This is a genomic window from Nisaea sp., assembly GCF_039990255.1.
Lineage (GTDB): Bacteria > Pseudomonadota > Alphaproteobacteria > Thalassobaculales > Thalassobaculaceae > Nisaea.
Window position 1 is genome coordinate 1039287 of sequence record NZ_JBDXGG010000018.1, and the last position, 17159, is coordinate 1056445.

At 57.0% G+C, this 17159-nt stretch carries 13 protein-coding genes and 1 tRNA gene; 5 read left to right on the top strand and 9 right to left on the bottom strand.

What is annotated here, in order from left to right; all coding sequences use genetic code 11:
* The first annotated feature begins 117 nt into the window (after positions 1–117).
* The gene (locus tag ABJ076_RS15135) at positions 118–888 is read left to right on the top strand and encodes an SDR family oxidoreductase (protein WP_348184791.1); all 771 of its coding nucleotides are present in this window, start codon (positions 118–120) and stop codon (positions 886–888) included.
* On the opposite strand, the gene ABJ076_RS15140 is transcribed toward ABJ076_RS15135, so the two are convergent.
* From ABJ076_RS15140 to ABJ076_RS15150, 3 genes are read right to left on the bottom strand one after another with little or no spacing between them, the layout of a single operon-like run.
* Positions 885–2066 (bottom strand): FAD-dependent oxidoreductase, encoded by a 1182-nt coding sequence (locus tag ABJ076_RS15140; RefSeq protein ID WP_348184793.1) that lies wholly within the window; start codon positions 2064–2066, stop codon positions 885–887. The two genes, ABJ076_RS15135 and ABJ076_RS15140, sit on opposite strands and share 4 nt — an antisense overlap.
* Positions 2059–3306, bottom strand: coding sequence for an MFS transporter (locus ABJ076_RS15145; protein ID WP_348184795.1), 1248 nt, complete (start codon positions 3304–3306; stop codon positions 2059–2061). The genes ABJ076_RS15140 and ABJ076_RS15145 overlap by 8 nt, the downstream gene beginning before the upstream one ends.
* Positions 3306–5378: a TonB-dependent receptor gene (locus ABJ076_RS15150; RefSeq protein ID WP_348184796.1), complete on the bottom strand. Its 2073-nt coding sequence runs from the start codon at positions 5376–5378 to the stop codon at positions 3306–3308. Before ABJ076_RS15150 ends, ABJ076_RS15145 begins: the two co-directional genes overlap by 1 nt.
* Positions 5379–5533: 155 nt before the next feature.
* Here ABJ076_RS15150 and ABJ076_RS15155 point away from each other — a divergent pair, with 155 nt between their 5' ends.
* A complete protein-coding gene (locus ABJ076_RS15155) occupies positions 5534–6481 on the top strand; it encodes an AraC family transcriptional regulator (protein ID WP_348184798.1) in 948 nt (315 codons plus the stop codon).
* A 12-nt stretch (positions 6482–6493) separates the two neighbouring features.
* On the opposite strand, the gene ABJ076_RS15160 is transcribed toward ABJ076_RS15155, so the two are convergent.
* The 3 genes from ABJ076_RS15160 to ABJ076_RS15170 all read right to left on the bottom strand — a co-directional run bounded on the left by ABJ076_RS15160 (position 6494) and on the right by ABJ076_RS15170 (position 9753).
* A complete protein-coding gene (locus ABJ076_RS15160) occupies positions 6494–8134 on the bottom strand; it encodes an NAD(P)/FAD-dependent oxidoreductase (RefSeq protein ID WP_348184800.1) in 1641 nt (546 codons plus the stop codon).
* Positions 8135–8281: 147 nt separating this feature from the next.
* The gene (locus tag ABJ076_RS15165) at positions 8282–9460 is read right to left on the bottom strand and encodes a UxaA family hydrolase (RefSeq protein WP_348184802.1); all 1179 of its coding nucleotides are present in this window, start codon (positions 9458–9460) and stop codon (positions 8282–8284) included.
* Between the two features lie 2 nt (positions 9461–9462).
* Entirely contained in the window at positions 9463–9753 is a 291-nt protein-coding gene (locus ABJ076_RS15170; protein ID WP_348184803.1) for a UxaA family hydrolase, read from the bottom strand.
* Positions 9754–9898: 145 nt separating this feature from the next.
* Here ABJ076_RS15170 and ABJ076_RS15175 point away from each other — a divergent pair, with 145 nt between their 5' ends.
* The 3 genes from ABJ076_RS15175 to ABJ076_RS15185 all read left to right on the top strand — a co-directional run bounded on the left by ABJ076_RS15175 (position 9899) and on the right by ABJ076_RS15185 (position 13129).
* On the top strand, positions 9899–10600 hold the full coding sequence (locus ABJ076_RS15175) for a GntR family transcriptional regulator (RefSeq protein ID WP_348184804.1): 702 nt from the start codon (positions 9899–9901) through the stop codon (positions 10598–10600).
* Positions 10601–10798: 198 nt separating this feature from the next.
* The gene (locus ABJ076_RS15180) at positions 10799–11407 is read left to right on the top strand and encodes a hypothetical protein (protein ID WP_348184805.1); all 609 of its coding nucleotides are present in this window, start codon (positions 10799–10801) and stop codon (positions 11405–11407) included.
* A gap of 36 nt (positions 11408–11443) precedes the next feature.
* Positions 11444–13129: a methyl-accepting chemotaxis protein gene (locus ABJ076_RS15185; protein WP_348184807.1), complete on the top strand. Its 1686-nt coding sequence runs from the start codon at positions 11444–11446 to the stop codon at positions 13127–13129.
* A gap of 608 nt (positions 13130–13737) precedes the next feature.
* Here the strand turns inward: ABJ076_RS15185 and ABJ076_RS15190 are convergent.
* From ABJ076_RS15190 to ABJ076_RS15200, 3 genes are all read right to left on the bottom strand, one after another.
* A tRNA-Ser gene (locus ABJ076_RS15190) sits at positions 13738–13829 on the bottom strand.
* A 155-nt stretch (positions 13830–13984) separates the two neighbouring features.
* Positions 13985–15610 carry a GMC family oxidoreductase N-terminal domain-containing protein gene (locus ABJ076_RS15195; RefSeq protein WP_348199269.1) on the bottom strand — a complete coding sequence of 542 codons (1626 nt, stop codon included), beginning with the start codon at positions 15608–15610 and terminating at the stop codon, positions 13985–13987.
* Positions 15611–15613: 3 nt separating this feature from the next.
* On the bottom strand, positions 15614–17137 hold the full coding sequence (locus ABJ076_RS15200; RefSeq protein WP_348184811.1) for a PLP-dependent aminotransferase family protein: 1524 nt from the start codon (positions 17135–17137) through the stop codon (positions 15614–15616).
* Positions 17138–17159: the final 22 nt, after the last annotated feature.

Consider the following 17159-nt stretch of genomic DNA (forward strand, 5'->3'; position numbering starts at 1 on the left):
CGCAAGCCTTTTTCGGCGTCAATAATTTACTTCCCGGGGCCGTTTCTTTTCGTACCCTGTAAGCTGCTTGGGCTGTCTTTGGTCCGGTTGCGAGGGGTTTGAGATGGAGATGTTGAAATGGGCGCATACCAAGCACGGTATCCAGATCTGGAAGGACAGGCAGTCTTTGTCAGTGGCGGGGCGACAGGAATCGGCGCAGCCATCGTCGAGGCATTTTCCGTACAAGGCGCGCATACCTATTTTGTCGACATCGATGTCGAGGCTGCTGAAGGACTGATGCAGCGCTTGGCGAGAGAAACGGGGAACGTACCCTTTTTCCACCGGTGCGACGTGACGGACACTGCGGAGTTGAAAAGCGCGATAACGCGGGCCTCAGATGCGACTGGCTCTCTCTACGCGCTGGTCAACAATGCGGCGCATGACCAGCGCTTCGTCGCGGAAGACGTAACGGAAGAGGACTGGGATTCTATCGTTGCGGTAAACTTGAAGCACCAGTTCTTTGCCGCACAGGCAGCCTTCGGGATCATGTCCGGAAATGGCGGAGGGTCGATCATCAATTTCGGCTCGATCGCACCGACTCAAGGCGTGAAGAACCTCGCGGTTTATTCCTCCTGCAAGGCAGCGGCCTTTGGTCTGACGCGTTCCCTCGCACGTGATTTCGGACAGGCCGGGGTCCGTGTAAATTCGGTCGTGCCCGGCGCTATTCTGACTCCCCGCCAGCTTCGTGAATGGATTGATGAAGAGACAAAGCGCGACATTATCGCCCGCCAGTGCCTTAAACGCCCGATGCAGGCGGACGATGTCGCCGAGATGGTGCTGTTCCTGGCCTCAAGCGCATCACGCGGATGCACCGGCCAGGAGTTTAAAGTTGATGGAGGTAATATCTAGAGCGGGTCTGACCGAAGCACGGCGGTTGCGGACAGCGCTTCTGCCTTGAATGAGCGGGACAGATACCAGCCAAGAAGCTTTTTCGGTGCGCGGCGCATGACGAAATTACGTATGGCGAACGCCCTGTTTGTCGACGGAATGAACAGTGGAGCAATCTTGCGGCTGCGTGACTGTAATTTCTCGATGGCCGGTCGGAGACGTGTTTCGTGTCCGGCAAGTGCTTCTGGAACAGAGCGTTCTGACAATTCCTCGGCCAAAATCTTCGCAGACGTGATCGCCATGCCGGCTCCTTGTCCGGAGATTAGTGTCAGGCAATGTGCCGCATCTCCGAGCAGAACGATCCGTCCTGAAGACCAGCGCGGCATTTCCACCAATTCCAGATTGTCGAAATAGAGTGTGCTGATGTCCGTCAGGCTGTCGATGAAGTGCAGGGCGTTTTCGTGCGCATCGCAATAGGCCTTGCGGAGTGTACTCAGCCGATCTTCTGGTGCGACATAGCCACGATCGTCCGACTTCCAGGCATAGAGCGTCGCAAGGCGTCCTTCGGACAGGGTGTAGAATTCAGTGAGACGGCCGGGTTCGGCAAAGGACAGAAAATCATGCCCTAATCCGAGCGTGTCTTTTAGCTGAAAGGCTGCGAAGCGGTATCCGAGCGCTCGGATGAAGGTGCTGTCCGGGCCGAAATGGAGACGACGGATGGATGAACGTGCACCATCCGCACCTATAAGAAGCGCCGCTCGGCATATGGTTCCATCGCTCAGGGTCGCAGTGATACCGCTCTCATCCTCCTCAATAGCCGTCACGGAGGTGTTGAACCGCAGATCGAGGTCTTGCGGCAATGCCTGGCGCAAAGTGTGTACGAGGTCCGTGCGCGACAGGGTGATCCAGTCCTGGTGCCCCAGAAGTTCTTGGTATTTCGCGCGCCAGAGCTCCCGTCCGTCCCGGCCGTAATAGACATTCTCGTGGATGGGCCGGTGCTTTTTGCGCAGCTCTGGCATTAATCCCATTTCACCGGCGACCGTGTAACCGGGCCCAGACAGCCCAAGCATGTAGCCGTCCGTCCGGATTTGAGGGTTTTTTTCAAGAACGATTGGCTGCCAGCCATGCTTGCGCAGCCACCACGCAGCGGCCAGGCCGCCGACACCGGCGCCAACGATCAACGCAGTTTTATCATGCATTGGCGCCAGCCTTGTCCGTACGCCGTATGATAACGGGCAGGAGCACCAGCGCAGATGCGGCGAAGCCTGTGGCGATGCCGAAACTGATACCGTATCCGAAATGTTCTGCGATGATTCCCGAGCCAAACCCGGCAACGACGGATACGAGGGCGTCCGTGCACTGGAAAATGGTGAAATCCGTTCCTGCCTGATGTGCGGATGTCCAGTCCATGATCACCGTATAGAGTGCCACGAAGGACCCGGCGATGATGGCGGACTGGATCAGGAACAACCCGCTCAGGACTGTTTCCTGCTGCGGTACCAGGGCGAACAGCGTGAACAGACCGAAACTCAGTATTTGCAGGGCGAGCATACCGATCAGGGTACGCCGTGCCGTCCATCGGCGTATGGCAAACCCGGAAAGCACTATAAAGGCAATGCAGAGCGCAGTGCCGACCGTTCCTGTCAGAATGCCTATCGTTGATGCTGTCAGGCCGTTGTCGATCAGAAAAGGGCCAGTCATGACCGTGATCATGCGCAGGCCGATCTGGCTGACGATGATGGTCAGCAATCCCCAGCGGATATCGGTGCGGGCAAATGCGTTGCGCAAGGATGGGCGTGGGCGTTCTTCAGCTTTGTCACCGGAGGAAAGTTCCTGGGCCGACAGGAACGGGGCTGTAAGGAAACAGGCGATGGCTGCCATCGCAGCCACGGCAAACAACCAGCCGAACCGGTCGACAAGTACCAGAAACAAGCCTGCCCCGATCATGATCCCGGCATAACCGCCACCGACCTGGATAACGTTGCCCCACCCCCGGTGCTCTGGCTTGAGCTGCTCGATCATGAAACCGTCACCGGCGATGTCAACGGTCGCGGCTATTACGGCAATAACCCCAAAACCGATGAACAGCCAGCCGAAGCCCTGCTCAATCCCGTGAAGGGCGAGAACGACCAGCAGCGCGGCCATGACGACCTGACCTGTGACAATGATGACACGGGAGCGGCGCGGCCCTGTCACCGGAATGCGCCAGCTTTCGACAAAGGGGGACCATAGGAACTTGAGAGCCCACGGAATCATGAACAGTGAAACCAGGCCGATCATGTCCAGGGCCGCGCCGGAACTTCGGAGAACCGTCGGGACACCCTGGAACATCATCGCGCCCACCGTACTTTGTACGGTGTATACGCCGCCCATCAGGAAAAGCAGACGGGCGAGGGGAAGCCTCGCCCGCTGCGGATCTGCAAGTGCCGAAGCGGTCATCAGAAGGTGTACCGGAAGTTGGCACCGATCACGCGGCTTTCACCGACCGAACTGAAGACGCTGCTGCCGGAGGCGTAGCTGTAAGTCCGGTAAATCTCGTCAGTAATGTTGTCGACATAGAGCCGCATGGTCAGGCCGTTATCGAGCTGGACGTCGAGAGATGTGTCGAGCAGCAAATAACCATCTTGGGAGAGCGTGTTCGACTCGTCGAAATAGGTTTGCCCCGAATAGCTGCCGGCAAGGCGGATGCTGACATCGCCCGGCAACACCTTCTGTGGGATGATATAGCGGCCGCTGGCCTGGAACGTGTAGTCCGGAGCAAAGGGTATCGTGTTGCCGTCGAACTCTTCGCCGGTATCCGGATTGCCGGCGCTGGTGAAAGTTGAGCGTCCGATGGTGCCGCCGAAATCGACAGATAATGCAGGGCTGATATGAGCGCGGGCGTCGAGTTCAAGGCCATAGCTCTCGGCTTCACCCGCGTTGCGGATATATTGCGAGCCTTGCGGGCCGGTATAGAACTGCTTGTCGTCGGTGAGCACGTAGTAGGCGGAGACTCCAGCCTCTACGACGTCCCCGAACAGGCGTCCACGCCAGCCGGCCTCGATATTGGTCGAGGTTTCAGACTCGTAGCGGAGATTCTGAGTTGCATCGAACTCGGTAAAGCCGACCGTGTGGTTGAATCCGCCGGGTTTGAAGCCCCGGCTGGCGAGCGCGTAAACGCGGTTCGCATCATTGATCTGCCAGCCGATGGACAGTTTCGGCGAAAGGTCTGTGAAGCTGTCATCGTCGGTCAGGCTGAGAGGCCCAGGTGAGACGCGGCTGTATTCGACACTTGCATCTTCCCGTGACCATCTGAGGCCCGCAGTCAGGTCAATGCTGCTCGTCACGGCATAGGTCGCTTCGCCGAAGAAGGCTGTTGATGTCGTGTCGACGAGGTTCTGTGACTGCCCTACAAACCCGCCAAAAGCGGGTGTTTCTCGGCGGAATTCGCTGTCCTGGATATAGACACCGCCAATACCGGTCCAGCGACTGCCGAGGTCGAAGTTGACCCGAAGTTCTTCCGAGACAGTGTCCTGAAACTCAGGTGTATCGAAGCCCTGAATCAGACGCTTGCCCATATCCCTGTTCTGATAGGAGGTGACGCTGGTCACTGTCGCATTGTCGAATGCATATGACGCGCGCAATGCGTAGGTGGATACATCACGACTGTATTCGTTGACGCCCCCCTGGGACGCGCTATCGAATTTCAGATCGCCGAGATTGGCTTCCGAAATGTAGAGTTCTTCATGGCTCTTCAAATTATCGCGGCCGGCAGTGAACTCCACCTCGAATGGCTCATCCTTGGGGGAGAGCAGGAACTTTGCATTGCCCAGCCAGTTCCGGCTGTTGTCGATATCCTCGTTGCCCGTCGAGAGGTCATCTATCTGGCCGGTATAGTCCAGTCGTTTGATATTGACCGTCCCGAATAAGGTGTCCTTCACAAGTGGCCCCGACATACCGGCTTCGGATTGCCAGTGATGTGTCGAATATCCGCCGCCAGCATAGCCGTGGTATTCGTTGCTTGGCTGCTTGGTGATGATGTTGATGACACCGCCATGAGCGTTGCGGCCGTAGAGGGTGCCTTGCGGTCCGCGAAGGACTTCAACCCGTTCAACTTCCAACAATTCCTGGGAAAAGTAGGATGTGTCCTGCGGCGCGCCGTCTACATAGACCTGAACTGACGGATTGTAATAATCGGGCGATGAAATCCCGCGCAGGGAAAAGCTGGAATAGGTTCGGTTTCCGCGCTCCCGGATAATCAGGCCGGGGATCAGTTTTTCGAGATCTTCGGTTGAGGTTACGCCGGCTTCTTCCAGGTCTTCTCCGGTTTTGACGCTGACGGAGCCGTCCACTTCGCCAAGTGGAGCAGACCGTTTAGTTGCGGTCACCTGAATGGTGTCGAGATACACCATCTCGGCGATTTCCTCGGCCTGAAGCTGTGCCGGGACCAGAGCCGTCACTGCAATTGCCGCAGTTGTACTGCATAGAAGAGCGCGAAGAGCGCGGGACCGGTATCTGTTTTTCGCCTGCATGGCTTACTTCCCCAATTCAGAATCTAGGGCGAGCTTATTGATGCAAGCCGATTCTGGCGGCCACGATGAGGGCCAAAGCAACCACGATCCGGACTTTATTTGCGATTAGTTATCATTTTCAATATAATTGGGGCAATTATGAATCGGGGGCAAAAATGGATCTGACACCGCCGCGTCATCGCTTTGGCGCGGACCCGCGTTTATTCTCGCGTGCGGATGACCAAAATGAGGGTGGTTGGAAAGAGCAGTTCCGTTGCGACGAGATTGGCGAGGAGTGCCGCGTAGGTGTCGTCGATTGCCTTGTGACCGAAGATCAGACCCATATGGTCGAGGGGCCGCCGGTCTTCAGCGTCAGCCTGTTCTTGCAGGGCACGGGGTGTTTCGAGGTTGAAGACGGGCCGAGCTTTGAGTTCGGCGCCGGATCCATGTTCCTGTTTCTGACGAAAGCGGCCACGCGTGGCCGTGACCGGATGTATGCCAATACCCGTCTCCGGGGCGCTGAATTCAGATTCTCCATTCCCGTCCTGCGGCGGATCGGCCTCGTGCGGAGTTTGGAGATTGGCAGCCGGGATGACCATTTGGGCGGCCCCAGTTCTGTCAGCCTGTTCATGCACCGCCCTCTCACCGGGGCTCTACGCCTGATCGCTGAGCAGGCCGTCGGGTGCAGGCTGGAGGGCATGCCGCGCCGGCTTTATCTCCGAGCGAAAGCCCTTGAGGTGTTGGCTCATGTAGCATCGATGTGTGAGGCGTCGAAAAGTATCCCTGAAAGTGTGAACGCGCGCGACAGACGGCGGATCGAGGCGGCGGCCGATACATTGTGCACGCGCTATGACGAGCCTTGGACGATTGCCAGACTGGCGGCGGAAACAGGTATCAACGAGCGCAAGCTGAAGAGCGGATTCCGTCTTGTGCTCGGCCAAACAATTCATAACAGGCTCGAATCCGCCCGGGTCGAAGCCGCGCAGAAATTGCTGAAGGACGAAGGCTTCAATGTCGCCGAAGCCGCTTTCGCGGTGGGCTACAGCAATCCCAGTCACTTTGCGAAGGTCTTCAGGCGTGTTTCCGGTGAATCACCGGGGCATTGGCGTAAACAGCCGACATAGACACCGGCCGGATCAGCTAAGCACAAATCCCTTATATCCGTCCGCTGCGACATCGTTGCAGCGCTTTCGGTAACGTGCCATTCCGCCAGCATAGGGCATGAAAACGCGGGGTTTACCAGGGACGTTTGCGCCCAGATACCAGGAAGAGTTGGCCTGAGGCAACAGGGTGGCATTGGCCGCCGCGTTGGTCTCGCCAACCCATTCTTCAGCTGCTTCCGCGGTTGTCTCGATCCGGCTCCTACCGCTTTTCCGAAGCGTATCGATACAGTTCGTAATCCACTCCACATGTTGTTCGATGGCGACCGGCATATTGGTCAGGACCGATGGGCTTCCGGGGCCCGTTACCGTGAAGAGATTGGGAAAGCCGGCAATCTGAAGGCCGAGATAGGTCTTCGGTCCCTCTGCCCATGTCTCTTTCAGAGAGACACCGTTCGTGCCGCGTATATCCATAGCGAGCAGCGGGCCGCTGATGGCGTCGAAACCCGTAGCGAAGACGATGATGTCGAGGTCGTGGTGGCTGGCCGAGGTCTCTATGCCTGTCGGTGTGATCCGGGTGATCGGATTGGTCTTGATATCGACCAGGCTGACATTGTCCCGGTTGAAGGTCTCGAAATAGTGGCTGTCGATTGGGGGACGTTTTGTTGCGAAGGGATGATCGATGGTGGAGAGCAGGGCCGCCGTTTCCGGATCTTTGACGATCTCCCGGATCTTCGACTTGATGAATTCGGCGGCAGTATCGTTTGCGGGTTTGCTTGTCAGCAAATCCTTGAAGACGGAACGGAAACGCAGGCCGCCTTTCTCCCACGCAGCTTCGTAGATCTCCTGCTGCTTGTCTGGCGTGACACTGGAGACGGGACGGTCCTCTATGCGAAATGGGTGACCGTTCGGGCCGGCCAGCATGATCTCGTGAATCTCGTCACTGTGTTCCTTGGTATAGCGCTTGAAGTCATCGCTCAGCGGGGCGTTGCGGGCAGGGATGCTGTAATTGGCCGTGCGCTGGAAAACGGTCAGATGTTTCGCCGTTTCCGCGATGACCGGAACGCTCTGGATGCCGGTCGATCCTGTACCTATCTGACCGACACGCTTGCCGGTGAAATCGACACCTTCATGGGGCCAGGAGCCGGTATGATACCAGTCGCCTTTGAAATTATCGAGCCCTGGAATCTCCGGGACGTTTGCGGATGACAGGCAGCCGACGCCGGTAATCAGGAACTGTGCTTCATATTGCTTGCCGTCTTCTGTCGTGACATGCCAAAGGGTTTCGGCATCGTCGAAATGGGCGGAAATCACGCGGTCTCCTAGGCGGATATCCTCGCGCAGATCAAAACGGTCGGCGACGTGATTGAGGTAATGCCGGATTTCTTCCTGACCTGGATAGCGCTCTGACCATTCCCAGTCGGTGACCAGTTCCTTGGAGAAATAATAGCAGTAGGAATGGCTCTCGCTGTCGCAGCGCGCGCCCGGATAACGGTTCCAGTACCAGGTGCCGCCAACACCGTTCGCCGCTTCGAGCACCTTTGCATTGAGGCCGAGTCGGTCGCGCAGGCAGTGGAGTTGGTAGAGGCCGGTGAACCCGGCGCCGATGACCAGCGCGTCATAGCGCTCGGCGTGAGTTTGTCTTGCCGTGCTTTTACCTGCTGCGTCTTCGCGCATCTTTCACTCCCGTCGTTTAGCAGAATGATGACGTGCGTCCTGAACGGGATCAATCGCCCGGCTGGCAAAGACAGCCGTGCATGCGTGGCGTGAACGAAAAAGCCGGCCGCACATTCGGGCCGGCTTTCTCTCTGATTTAGGCGCCCATTACGCCGAGCGATAGAGCTTGGTCATGGAGAATTCCCGGTGGCCGAGGGCTTCCGCTGCCGTGTTTCTGCCATTCGCGGTCCGGATGATCATGTCGATCAGGGAGTCTCCGGCCTCGTCGATGGTCATCTCCCTGGTGAGCACGCCGGTTACGTCCACATCGATATGCTCGGACATGGTGCGCAGGGTGCGTGGGTTACCGGAGATCTTGACGACCGGCACGATCGGGTTGCCGACCACATTGCCCTGTCCCGTCGGGAAGGTGTGGATGACATAGCCGCCTGCTGCCATCAGGGTAACGCACTCAGCGGCCGCCGATGAGCTGTCCATGAAATAGAGACCAGGACCCTTCTCAGGAGACTCCGCGGGGCCAATGGCATCGATATAGGTCGAGGTCCGGCCGATCTTTTCCAGGTTTCCGAGGGCTTTTTCCTCGATCGTCGTCAGGCCACCGAGAATATTGCCCTTGGTCGGCTGGCTGTCTGAAAGATCGTCGGTCTGGTGGGCGAAGATCACGTCGTCCTGATAGGCCTGCCAGATCTTGCGGAACTTGGCGCCGATCTCCGGTGTTTTGGCGCGCGCCTCACAGATATGCTCCGCCCCGGTGATTTCCGATGTCTCGCCGAAACAGCCGTAGAGGCCGTGCGGCAGCAGTTTGTCGTACATGTTGCCGACGGTCGGGCAGGAGGAAAGACCGGTGGTAGTGTCGCTCTCGCCGCATTTGGTCGAGACCCAGATATCGGTAAGAGGCACGGCCTCCTTTTGCAGTTCCGTGGCCCAGTGAACATAGTCCTTGGCCTGCCAGGAGGCGGCTCGGATCGTCTCAAGATCGCCCTTCTGCTCAATGGAGAATCCGGTCACCGGCTTGCCGGTCTTGGCGATCCCGTCAACGATCACCTTGGTCCATTCAGGCTCAATACCGATAACCACAACGGCGGCAACGTTTGGGTTCGCGCCAGTGCCGATGATGGTTCGGAAATGCAGGTCGAGATCTTCACCAAACTGCAGGCGGCCATAGGCATGAGGGATCGCCATGGTGCCCTTGACGTTATTCGTCACGGCTTCACAGGCAGCGTTGGAAATATCGTCAACGGGCAGAATGAGGACGTGGTTACGGACGCCGACGCGGCCGTTTTCCCGGCGCCAGGCATTCACACTCGTATTTGCAAGATCGGCCATCTCTACCACCTCTTGGTTTTCATGTTGTGGGTATGGACGTGCTCGCCGACGCCGGCATTGCCGACCATCTTGCCGATATCCTCGCCATATTTGATGACCGTATCGCCAGTGCTGAGATCCTTCAGGGCGACCTTGTGCCCGATGGGAATATCCGCCTTGGCGGTGACGCGGAAATCCGAGTTGTCATGCGTGACAACGCAAAGCATCTCGGTTCCGGCTTTCAGGTCTTCAACCACGACGACACCGACTGTGTCGTCCGGGTTATGGACCAGCAATTGGGGGATGTTGGTCATTTGTTTGCTCCCTCGGTTTGATTTTTTGAGTTTCGTTAGCCTATGTCATTACATGTAGCAGAACTCTTATACAAGACTGATGCACCGAGATCTGCTACATGACGTCCATACAGTGATGGAATCCGGATGGGACCAGGCGAGGCAGATGACTGAACCGCTCTACAAAACCGTGATCGGAACGTTGATCGATCGCATCATTTCGGGTGAACTCGTGCCGGGAGCGATGTTGCCGAGTGAACATGATCTCGGCACGGAGCTCGGCGTTAGTCAGGGCACCGCTCGGAAGGCGCTTGAAGAGCTGGAGCGAAGAGGGATTATCAAACGCCGTCAGGGAGTGGGGAGCTTCGTTGCCGTTCGAACGCCCGAGAATGCCCTGTTTCAATTTTTCAGGCTTCGTAACCCCGATGGGTCTCACACTGTCCCGGATTTCGCTGAGGAAACTGTGTCATCGAGAAAGGCGGCGGCATGTGAGGCGGGGCAATTGTCCGGTGCGCCAGAAAAGGTACATGAGATCGTTCGCGTGCGGACGATCGATGGTGCACGGCTGATTTATGAAAAGTCGGTCGTGTCGACTGTGCTTTTTCCTGGTCTGGCGGAGCGCACACCGCTGCCGAATGCTCTTTACGCCCTATATCAGCAAGCGTTCAGGATTGCGATCGTACGCGCGGACGAAAGCATCAAGGCCGAAGCGGCTGATCAGGAAACTGCTTCTGCATTAGGGATCGTTTTGTCTCGTCCGGTCATGCGTGTTGAACGCAAGGCATATGATATTGCGGATCGTTGCGTCGAGTTGCGGTCAAGTTTTTACGTTACGGATCATCATGCATACGGAATTTTACTTTCATAAAACATATTTTAAGTTGAATTATTAACCCTAAAGAAAAAAATGACTAACATCAAAAAACCAGCAGGATCATGCTTTAGATCGTGTCTGGAGTGGAAATTTTGACTTAATTTAAATTTTTCTTAATTCCTTGCGGCGTTAATAACCTCAAGCTGCTTGAGAGTCAGGCGGTCTGCATCATGGTATGAATGTGAGGTTGCAATGAATACGGTCTTCTTGCGGTTTGCCGTCCTTTTGATCGTCGCGTTTCCAGTCATGGCCTCGGAGAGCGGGGCACAGACAAATCCTCCGCCAGTGGAAATTCTCGACGATAAAGCGATTGCTGAAATCCGTGACTGGCTTTCCAATCCAGTCGTTGAGATGTCGGTGACTGCGCACAACAGGCTGTATGAAGGCGTTGACCAGACACAGATCGATGAGCTCGACAAAGCATGGCGTGCGGAGAGAGACAGCGCGGACCAGCCTCTAATCGCGGCCACGCTCAGCAGCCCTCTTTCGACTTACCTGACACAGATCCAAGCGGCATCAGGCGGAATTTTCACGGAGATTTTCGTCATGAATTCCGTCGGCCTCAACGTGGGGCAAAGTGCGATCACATCCGATTTCTGGCAGGGAGACGAGGCTAAATACCAGAAGACATTCCTTGTCAGCCCGACGGCCGTTTTTGTCGATGAGCCCGAGTTTAACGAGAAGAGCAAGACATGGCGTACTCAGGTGAATCTGACCCTCGCCAAGGACGGAAAGCCGATAGGCGCGGTTACCGTCGAGTACAACCTGAGCGAGCTGGCGCGTCGCCGGGGAATAATGTGACGCAGCCTGACCAGCGGTTTACTAAGGACCTATGAAATGAATTTTCTTCAGAACCTCAAGATTTCACGGAAGCTCGGTCTCAGTTTCTCCATCATTATCGCAATGACGGTTTTGACAGCGATCCTGGCATTTGCAGCCATGGAGCAAATCAAGTCGGCGGAAGCCGAGAGTCAGAAAGCCGAGCAGCTTGGCGATATCTATATCGAGTATGAGCGGGCTTTTGCCCTTAAACGTCAGGGCCTGCTTTACTACCTTCTCACTGGAGATCGTACCGGGCTAAATCAATTCAACGAGATGTCACCGAAGATCGACGCCGCTGTTGCATCGCTTCGCGATCAATCGGCTGATATTCCAGCGGTCTCCAAACTCGTGAATACGCTCGTTCTGGACTACAAGAATTGGCTCGACGTATATGCTGCCGAGCAGGTTCGGCTTATGAGTAACTATCTGACGGTGAACCAAGCGCGGGCCATTGAGGTGACTGGTGAGCCACAGATTGCGATCGATCAGTTCACTAATGCAGCCATGAAGTTGGAGCAGGAACTTTCCAGCATATCGTCCAATGCTGTTGCACAGCGCGCGGCGGCGCTTGGCAGTTTCACGGTAACAATGATCGTCTCAATCGCCTTGGTCATAGTTGTTGCTGTTGTCTCGGCCCTTGCAATGAGCCGCTCGATAGCGACTCCGATTGGCTCCATGACTGAACTGATGGGCGAGATGGCTGAAGGCAATCTCGATATCACGGTTTCAGGTACAGAGCGGAAAGACGAAATCGGAAGCATGGCGGCAGCCGTCGAGGTCTTCAAACGCAACGGCCTCGAGCAGCGTGAGCAAAAGGCCCGTGAGGCGGAGAAGCAGGCGCAGGAGAGCGAGCGGCATCAGAAAATGGAGGGCTACACCCGCTCTTTCGACGCCGAGATGGTAAGCGCGCTGAAAATTGTGGAAGAAGCGGTCAACAGTGTCCGTGTCTCGTCCGAAACGATGGCGTCCAACGCACAGAATACGACCGGCCTCTCTCAGGATGCGGCGGCGGCGATTGAGGAAGCAAACGCCAATATTCAGACTGTGGCGTCCGCAACGACCGAACTGTCGTCGTCCATCAACGAGATCTCCTCTCAAATGGCCCAGGCTTCAACTGTAACCCGTGCCGCTGTCGGCGAAGTCGAGACGACCAACACGCGGGTCGGCGCTCTCAATGAGGCGGCTGAAAGCATCGGCCAGGTCATCCAGATCATCGATGAGATTGCCGAGCAGACCAATTTGCTTGCCCTGAACGCGACCATTGAGGCCGCCAGGGCCGGTGAGGCCGGTAAAGGGTTTGCGGTTGTTGCCAGCGAAGTGAAGAGCCTGGCGACCCAGACCAGTAAGGCAACCGAGGAAATCAGTCAGAAGATCGCGGAGATCCAGAGCGAAACCAGTGCCGCTGCGGATGCTGTTCTTGGTATCGGGAACACGATCAACAAGATTGATGAACTGACGGCCGTGGTCGCCAGCGCGGTTGAGGAGCAAGGGGCTGCGACCAACGAAATCGCGCAGAATATCGAACAGGCTGCTTCTGGCACCCAGACGGTTGCGCAGGTCGTCGAGACGGTGTCCACTGCGGCCGGAGAAACCGGCCAGCTAGCCGAGAGCCAGCAGACCGTTGTCACTGAGTTGAGCGACCGGAACCGCAAGCTCAAAGGCGAGATCGATCAGTTCCTTGGGAATGTCCGGGCGCTCTAACGCGGAATTTCCAACAGCACTATTGCGGGCCGGTCGTAATGCGACCGGCCCGTTTTTATTGTAGTGCCTGCTTATTGGCCCGTCGTAAAAACGTCTTAGGCGGGGCCGCTTATTCTTTTGGGTTCGCTGTCGTTTCGACATGGTCGTCCGCGCGGACTTCGAGGCTGACAGTCCGTTCTGAATCCCTCTGACGCAGATGTGGAAACGCTACTGCCAGTAATGCGCGATGCGATTGTGAAGCCAGTGCTCGGCGGATTGGCGCTGACTCAATGCGGCATTGGCGATATTAACGCACATGCATCAATCTCATGCTCTTCCAATTGCGCACGGATCGCTTCCATAACCTCGAACTGTTTCTTGGGGCAGTCTGTTTCGCCTTCTGAGATGAGAACCATATCCAGGGGGAGCACCAGCGCGGTGTAGTTCAATCCTACTGCGCTATCACAAATCTCCCATGCACCTCAGCGAGCATTTAGAAAATGGCAGTATCAAGCATGGCTAAGGAAATGTCGGGTAGGTTTTTGTCAGCCTGATCAAATGGCTTGAGGATCGACTAGGGCCGATCCGGTTGCCAATGGTTGTTCTCGGGGAATTAAAAGAAGGAAGAATGGCGGAGGGGAAGAGATTCGAACTCTCGATACCGGTTTCCCAGTATAACGGTTTAGCAAACCGCCGCCTTCAGCCACTCGGCCACCCCTCCGCCGGAGCGACACAGCGGGTAAACCCACCGCACGACGTATGCAGCGCCCCTTCTATGCGGCGGCCTGCCTACTGTCAATGAATGCATTCTTCGGAGCGAATTTTTTTCTGAGCGGCCGGGATGGACAAGGCCGGTTTCGGAAGAAGATCTTGGTTTTAGGCACTTTTCGCAGCCTCTAGAATGATGTCGCTCGCCTTCTCACCGACCATGATCGAGGGCGCATTGATGTTCCCGGACGTCACATTCGGAAAGATTGACGCGTCTGCGACACGCAGATTCTCAAGGCCATATACCTTCAAGCTCGGGTCAACGACGCAGGTCTGCGTGTCGGGGCCCATCATGCAGGTGCAGCTAGGGTGGAAGACGCTGCCGCCCTTGTTCCGGATGTAGTCGAGCATGGCTTCGTCGCTATCGACACTGGGACCAGGGAAGACTTCTTCCTGCACGATGCCCTTCATCGTAGGCGTGCTGGTGAGTTGGCGAAGGAACTTCAGTCCTTCAAGATTGTCCCGCAGATCTTCGTCGGTCGCGAGGTAGTTGGGCTGAATCTCCGGCGCTGCATCCGGGTCGTCGGAACTCAGTCGGAGATAGCCCCGGCTGGTGGGGCGGCAGGGCGAAATGCTCAGGATGAAGCCGGCGAATGGATCCGGATGCATCAAGGCTCGTTGACCGGGAGGCCCCTTAAGATAGCTCAAGGGGGAGAAATAGAGCTGCATATTGGGGCGCTCGAGATCCGGACGGGTCTTGAAGAAACCGCCGCCCTGATTCAGGCTTAGCGACATCGGGCCGCGTCGTGCGACCACATACTGCATCCCGGCCCAGAGTTTTCCCCACCATGGCGTCAGTGTGTTGTTGAGCGTCGGAAGGCGGGATTTCAGCGTCTGGTCGACAATGTAGTGATCCTGCATGTTCCGACCGACGCCGGGCCTGTCGACAAGCACATCAATGCCGGCGGCTTTCAGGTCTTCAGCCGGGCCGATACCAGACCGCAAGAGCAAGAGAGGGCTGCCGATTGCGCCGGCTGAGACGATCACCTCGGCTTTGGCGTGTGCGCGTATCAGCTTTCCACGGCATCTGTATTCGATCCCGATTGCGCGAGTTCCCTCAAACAGCAGGCGCTCGGCCATAGCCTGCGTCTCGATCCGCAGGTTTGATCGCCGACGGGCAGGCCAGAGATAGGCACGCGAGGCCGACATGCGAACGCCATCCCGGGTCGTGACGTGGTAGGTGCCGATCCCTTCCTGACTGGTACCATTGAAATCATCGTTGCGCGTCAGGCCCGCTTCTTCTCCAGCTTTAATGTAGGATTCGCAGAGCGGGTGCAGGTCGTCCTTTGGCGCGGCTATATGCAATGGGCCGGAGCCACCGTGCCACTCACTCTCGCCCCATTCGTGGGTCTCCATCTTTCTGTAAAACGGAAGGATGTCGTCCCAGCCCCACCCGGGATTGCCAGCATCGCGCCAATCGTCGAAATCGCCAGCCTGACCGCGGATATAGACCATCGCGTTGATCGAACTCGAACCACCGAGGACTTTGCCGCGCGGCCAATAGCTGGGACGGTTGCCGGCTGTGGGCACGGGCTCGGTCATATACATCCAGTTCACAGCCGGGTCGTAGAAGGATTTCCCGTAGCCGATGGGCGTTTGAATCCAGAACCGCCGATCATCACCTCCCGCTTCCAGCAAAAGCACGCGATGCCGTCCATTTTCACTTAGGCGTCCCGCAAGCGCACATCCCGCCGACCCGGCGCCGACGATGATGTAGTCAAACTGATCTTCCAACTCTCAAACCCTTACTGTCTTCGCCTTCCGGCTGTCGCGGAACGCATTGTCGAGAACACTTGCCAGGACACTGGTCCCTACTTCGATATCGCTTGATGGAACCCCGCTGAAACCGAGCACAAGGCCATTGAGGGTGAGGGGAGCTGTCGCATAACGCCTGAAGGGTGTCACCGTGATGCCGGCCTTGCCCGCCGCGTCTGCGACTAAATTTTCGTCAAGTTCGTCAGGCAGATGCGCAATTGTGTGCAGGCCGGTATCGGTTGGCTTCAGTTTCAGCAAACCGTTTAGCTTCCGGTCGGCACAGGCTTTCAGAACCTGATAGCGTTCCGTATAGACTCGCCGCATGCGTCTCAGATGCGTCGAGAAATGGCCTTCATCCATGAAGCCCGCGACTATTGCCTGTTGGTTCAGGGGCGCGCTCGGCAGATAGGCGGCGAACATTTGCTCGAGACGTTCGACGAAGGCTGTCGGCACCAACATGTAGCCAAGCCGGAGGGCGGGGAACAGCGTCTTGCTGAAGGTGCCGGCATAGAAAACTCGGTCGGCATGATCGATACTCTTCAGGGTCGGGATGGGGTGATCTCCGTAGTAGAATTCACCGTCGTAATCATCCTCAATGATCCAGGCATCGGCCGCCTCGGCGGCTTCCAGCAGGGCAAAGCGGCGTTCCAGGCTCATGGTCACGCCGAGCGGTTGCTGGTGCAGTGGTGTCGCGAATGCGATCCGGAAGTCAGGCGCGCGCCGGAGCCCTTCCGACACCATCATGCCTTGATCGTCGATCGGCAGTGGTATCATCTCGCCGCCTGCCGCCAGCAAGGCATTATATGCTCCTATTGCGCCCGGATTCTCGAACCAGACCTTGTCTCCCCCGTTCAGCAACATCGAGCCGATGATATGGAAGGCGTGCTGTGCCCCGTTGGTGATGAAGATCTGCCTTTCCTGGCAATTGATGCCCTGATTGGCGCGCAGATGCGCTGCAATGGCGCGCCGAAGCGGTGGGAAGCCGGAGGCGTCGCCGTAGCCGAGAACCACGTCGCGCCGCTCGCGCCAGTGCTTGTTTGACTGACGGGTCCATTGTGCGATCGGAAACATATCCACGGCGGGAAGGGCGGTCGTAAACGCCCGGATGGTATGTGGCAGCCGCTCGACGAAATCGGAACCGGCGGGAGCAGGGGACGGGAATGCGCTGTTGGCTTGCGGCTCAATCCCGGCATTTGCGATATCAATCACTGTTTCTTCTGGTGGGGTCCCTATCCGGACGGATTGACTGACAAACGTTCCGGCGCCAGTCCGCCCTTCCAGTAACCCTTCCGCGGTCAGACGCTCGAATACGTCGACCATTGTTGTGCGCGAGACGCCGAGATCGTTGGCGAGTGTCCGTGTGGCCGGCAGTCGGTCTCCTGCTCTTAGGCCGCCCGTTAGAATGATGTCACGGATGGAGGAAACTATTTGCGTTGCGAGCAGGCGCGACGATCCATGATCGATGCGAATTGCGCTAAGCAGGGCGCCGGCGGCTCGTTTCACCATTACTGTTCTTTCGACCGCTGTA

Excerpts from the sequence above, each read along its gene's own strand:
- ABJ076_RS15145 (WP_348184795.1), bottom strand. The coding sequence starts at position 3,306 with ATGACCGCTTCGGCACTTGCAGATCCGCAGCGGGCGAGGCTTCCCCTC.
- ABJ076_RS15170 (WP_348184803.1), bottom strand. The coding sequence starts at position 9,753 with ATGACCAACATCCCCCAATTGCTGGTCCATAACCCGGACGACACAGTC.
- ABJ076_RS15135 (WP_348184791.1), top strand. The coding sequence starts at position 118 with ATGGGCGCATACCAAGCACGGTATCCAGATCTGGAAGGACAGGCAGTC.
- ABJ076_RS15165 (WP_348184802.1), bottom strand. The coding sequence starts at position 9,460 with ATGGCCGATCTTGCAAATACGAGTGTGAATGCCTGGCGCCGGGAAAAC.
- ABJ076_RS15200 (WP_348184811.1), bottom strand. The coding sequence starts at position 17,137 with ATGGTGAAACGAGCCGCCGGCGCCCTGCTTAGCGCAATTCGCATCGAT.
- ABJ076_RS15175 (WP_348184804.1), top strand. The coding sequence starts at position 9,899 with ATGACTGAACCGCTCTACAAAACCGTGATCGGAACGTTGATCGATCGC.
- ABJ076_RS15160 (WP_348184800.1), bottom strand. The coding sequence starts at position 8,134 with ATGCGCGAAGACGCAGCAGGTAAAAGCACGGCAAGACAAACTCACGCC.
- ABJ076_RS15140 (WP_348184793.1), bottom strand. The coding sequence starts at position 2,066 with ATGCATGATAAAACTGCGTTGATCGTTGGCGCCGGTGTCGGCGGCCTG.
- ABJ076_RS15185 (WP_348184807.1), top strand. The coding sequence starts at position 11,444 with ATGAATTTTCTTCAGAACCTCAAGATTTCACGGAAGCTCGGTCTCAGT.
- ABJ076_RS15150 (WP_348184796.1), bottom strand. The coding sequence starts at position 5,378 with ATGCAGGCGAAAAACAGATACCGGTCCCGCGCTCTTCGCGCTCTTCTA.
- ABJ076_RS15155 (WP_348184798.1), top strand. The coding sequence starts at position 5,534 with ATGGATCTGACACCGCCGCGTCATCGCTTTGGCGCGGACCCGCGTTTA.
- ABJ076_RS15180 (WP_348184805.1), top strand. The coding sequence starts at position 10,799 with ATGAATACGGTCTTCTTGCGGTTTGCCGTCCTTTTGATCGTCGCGTTT.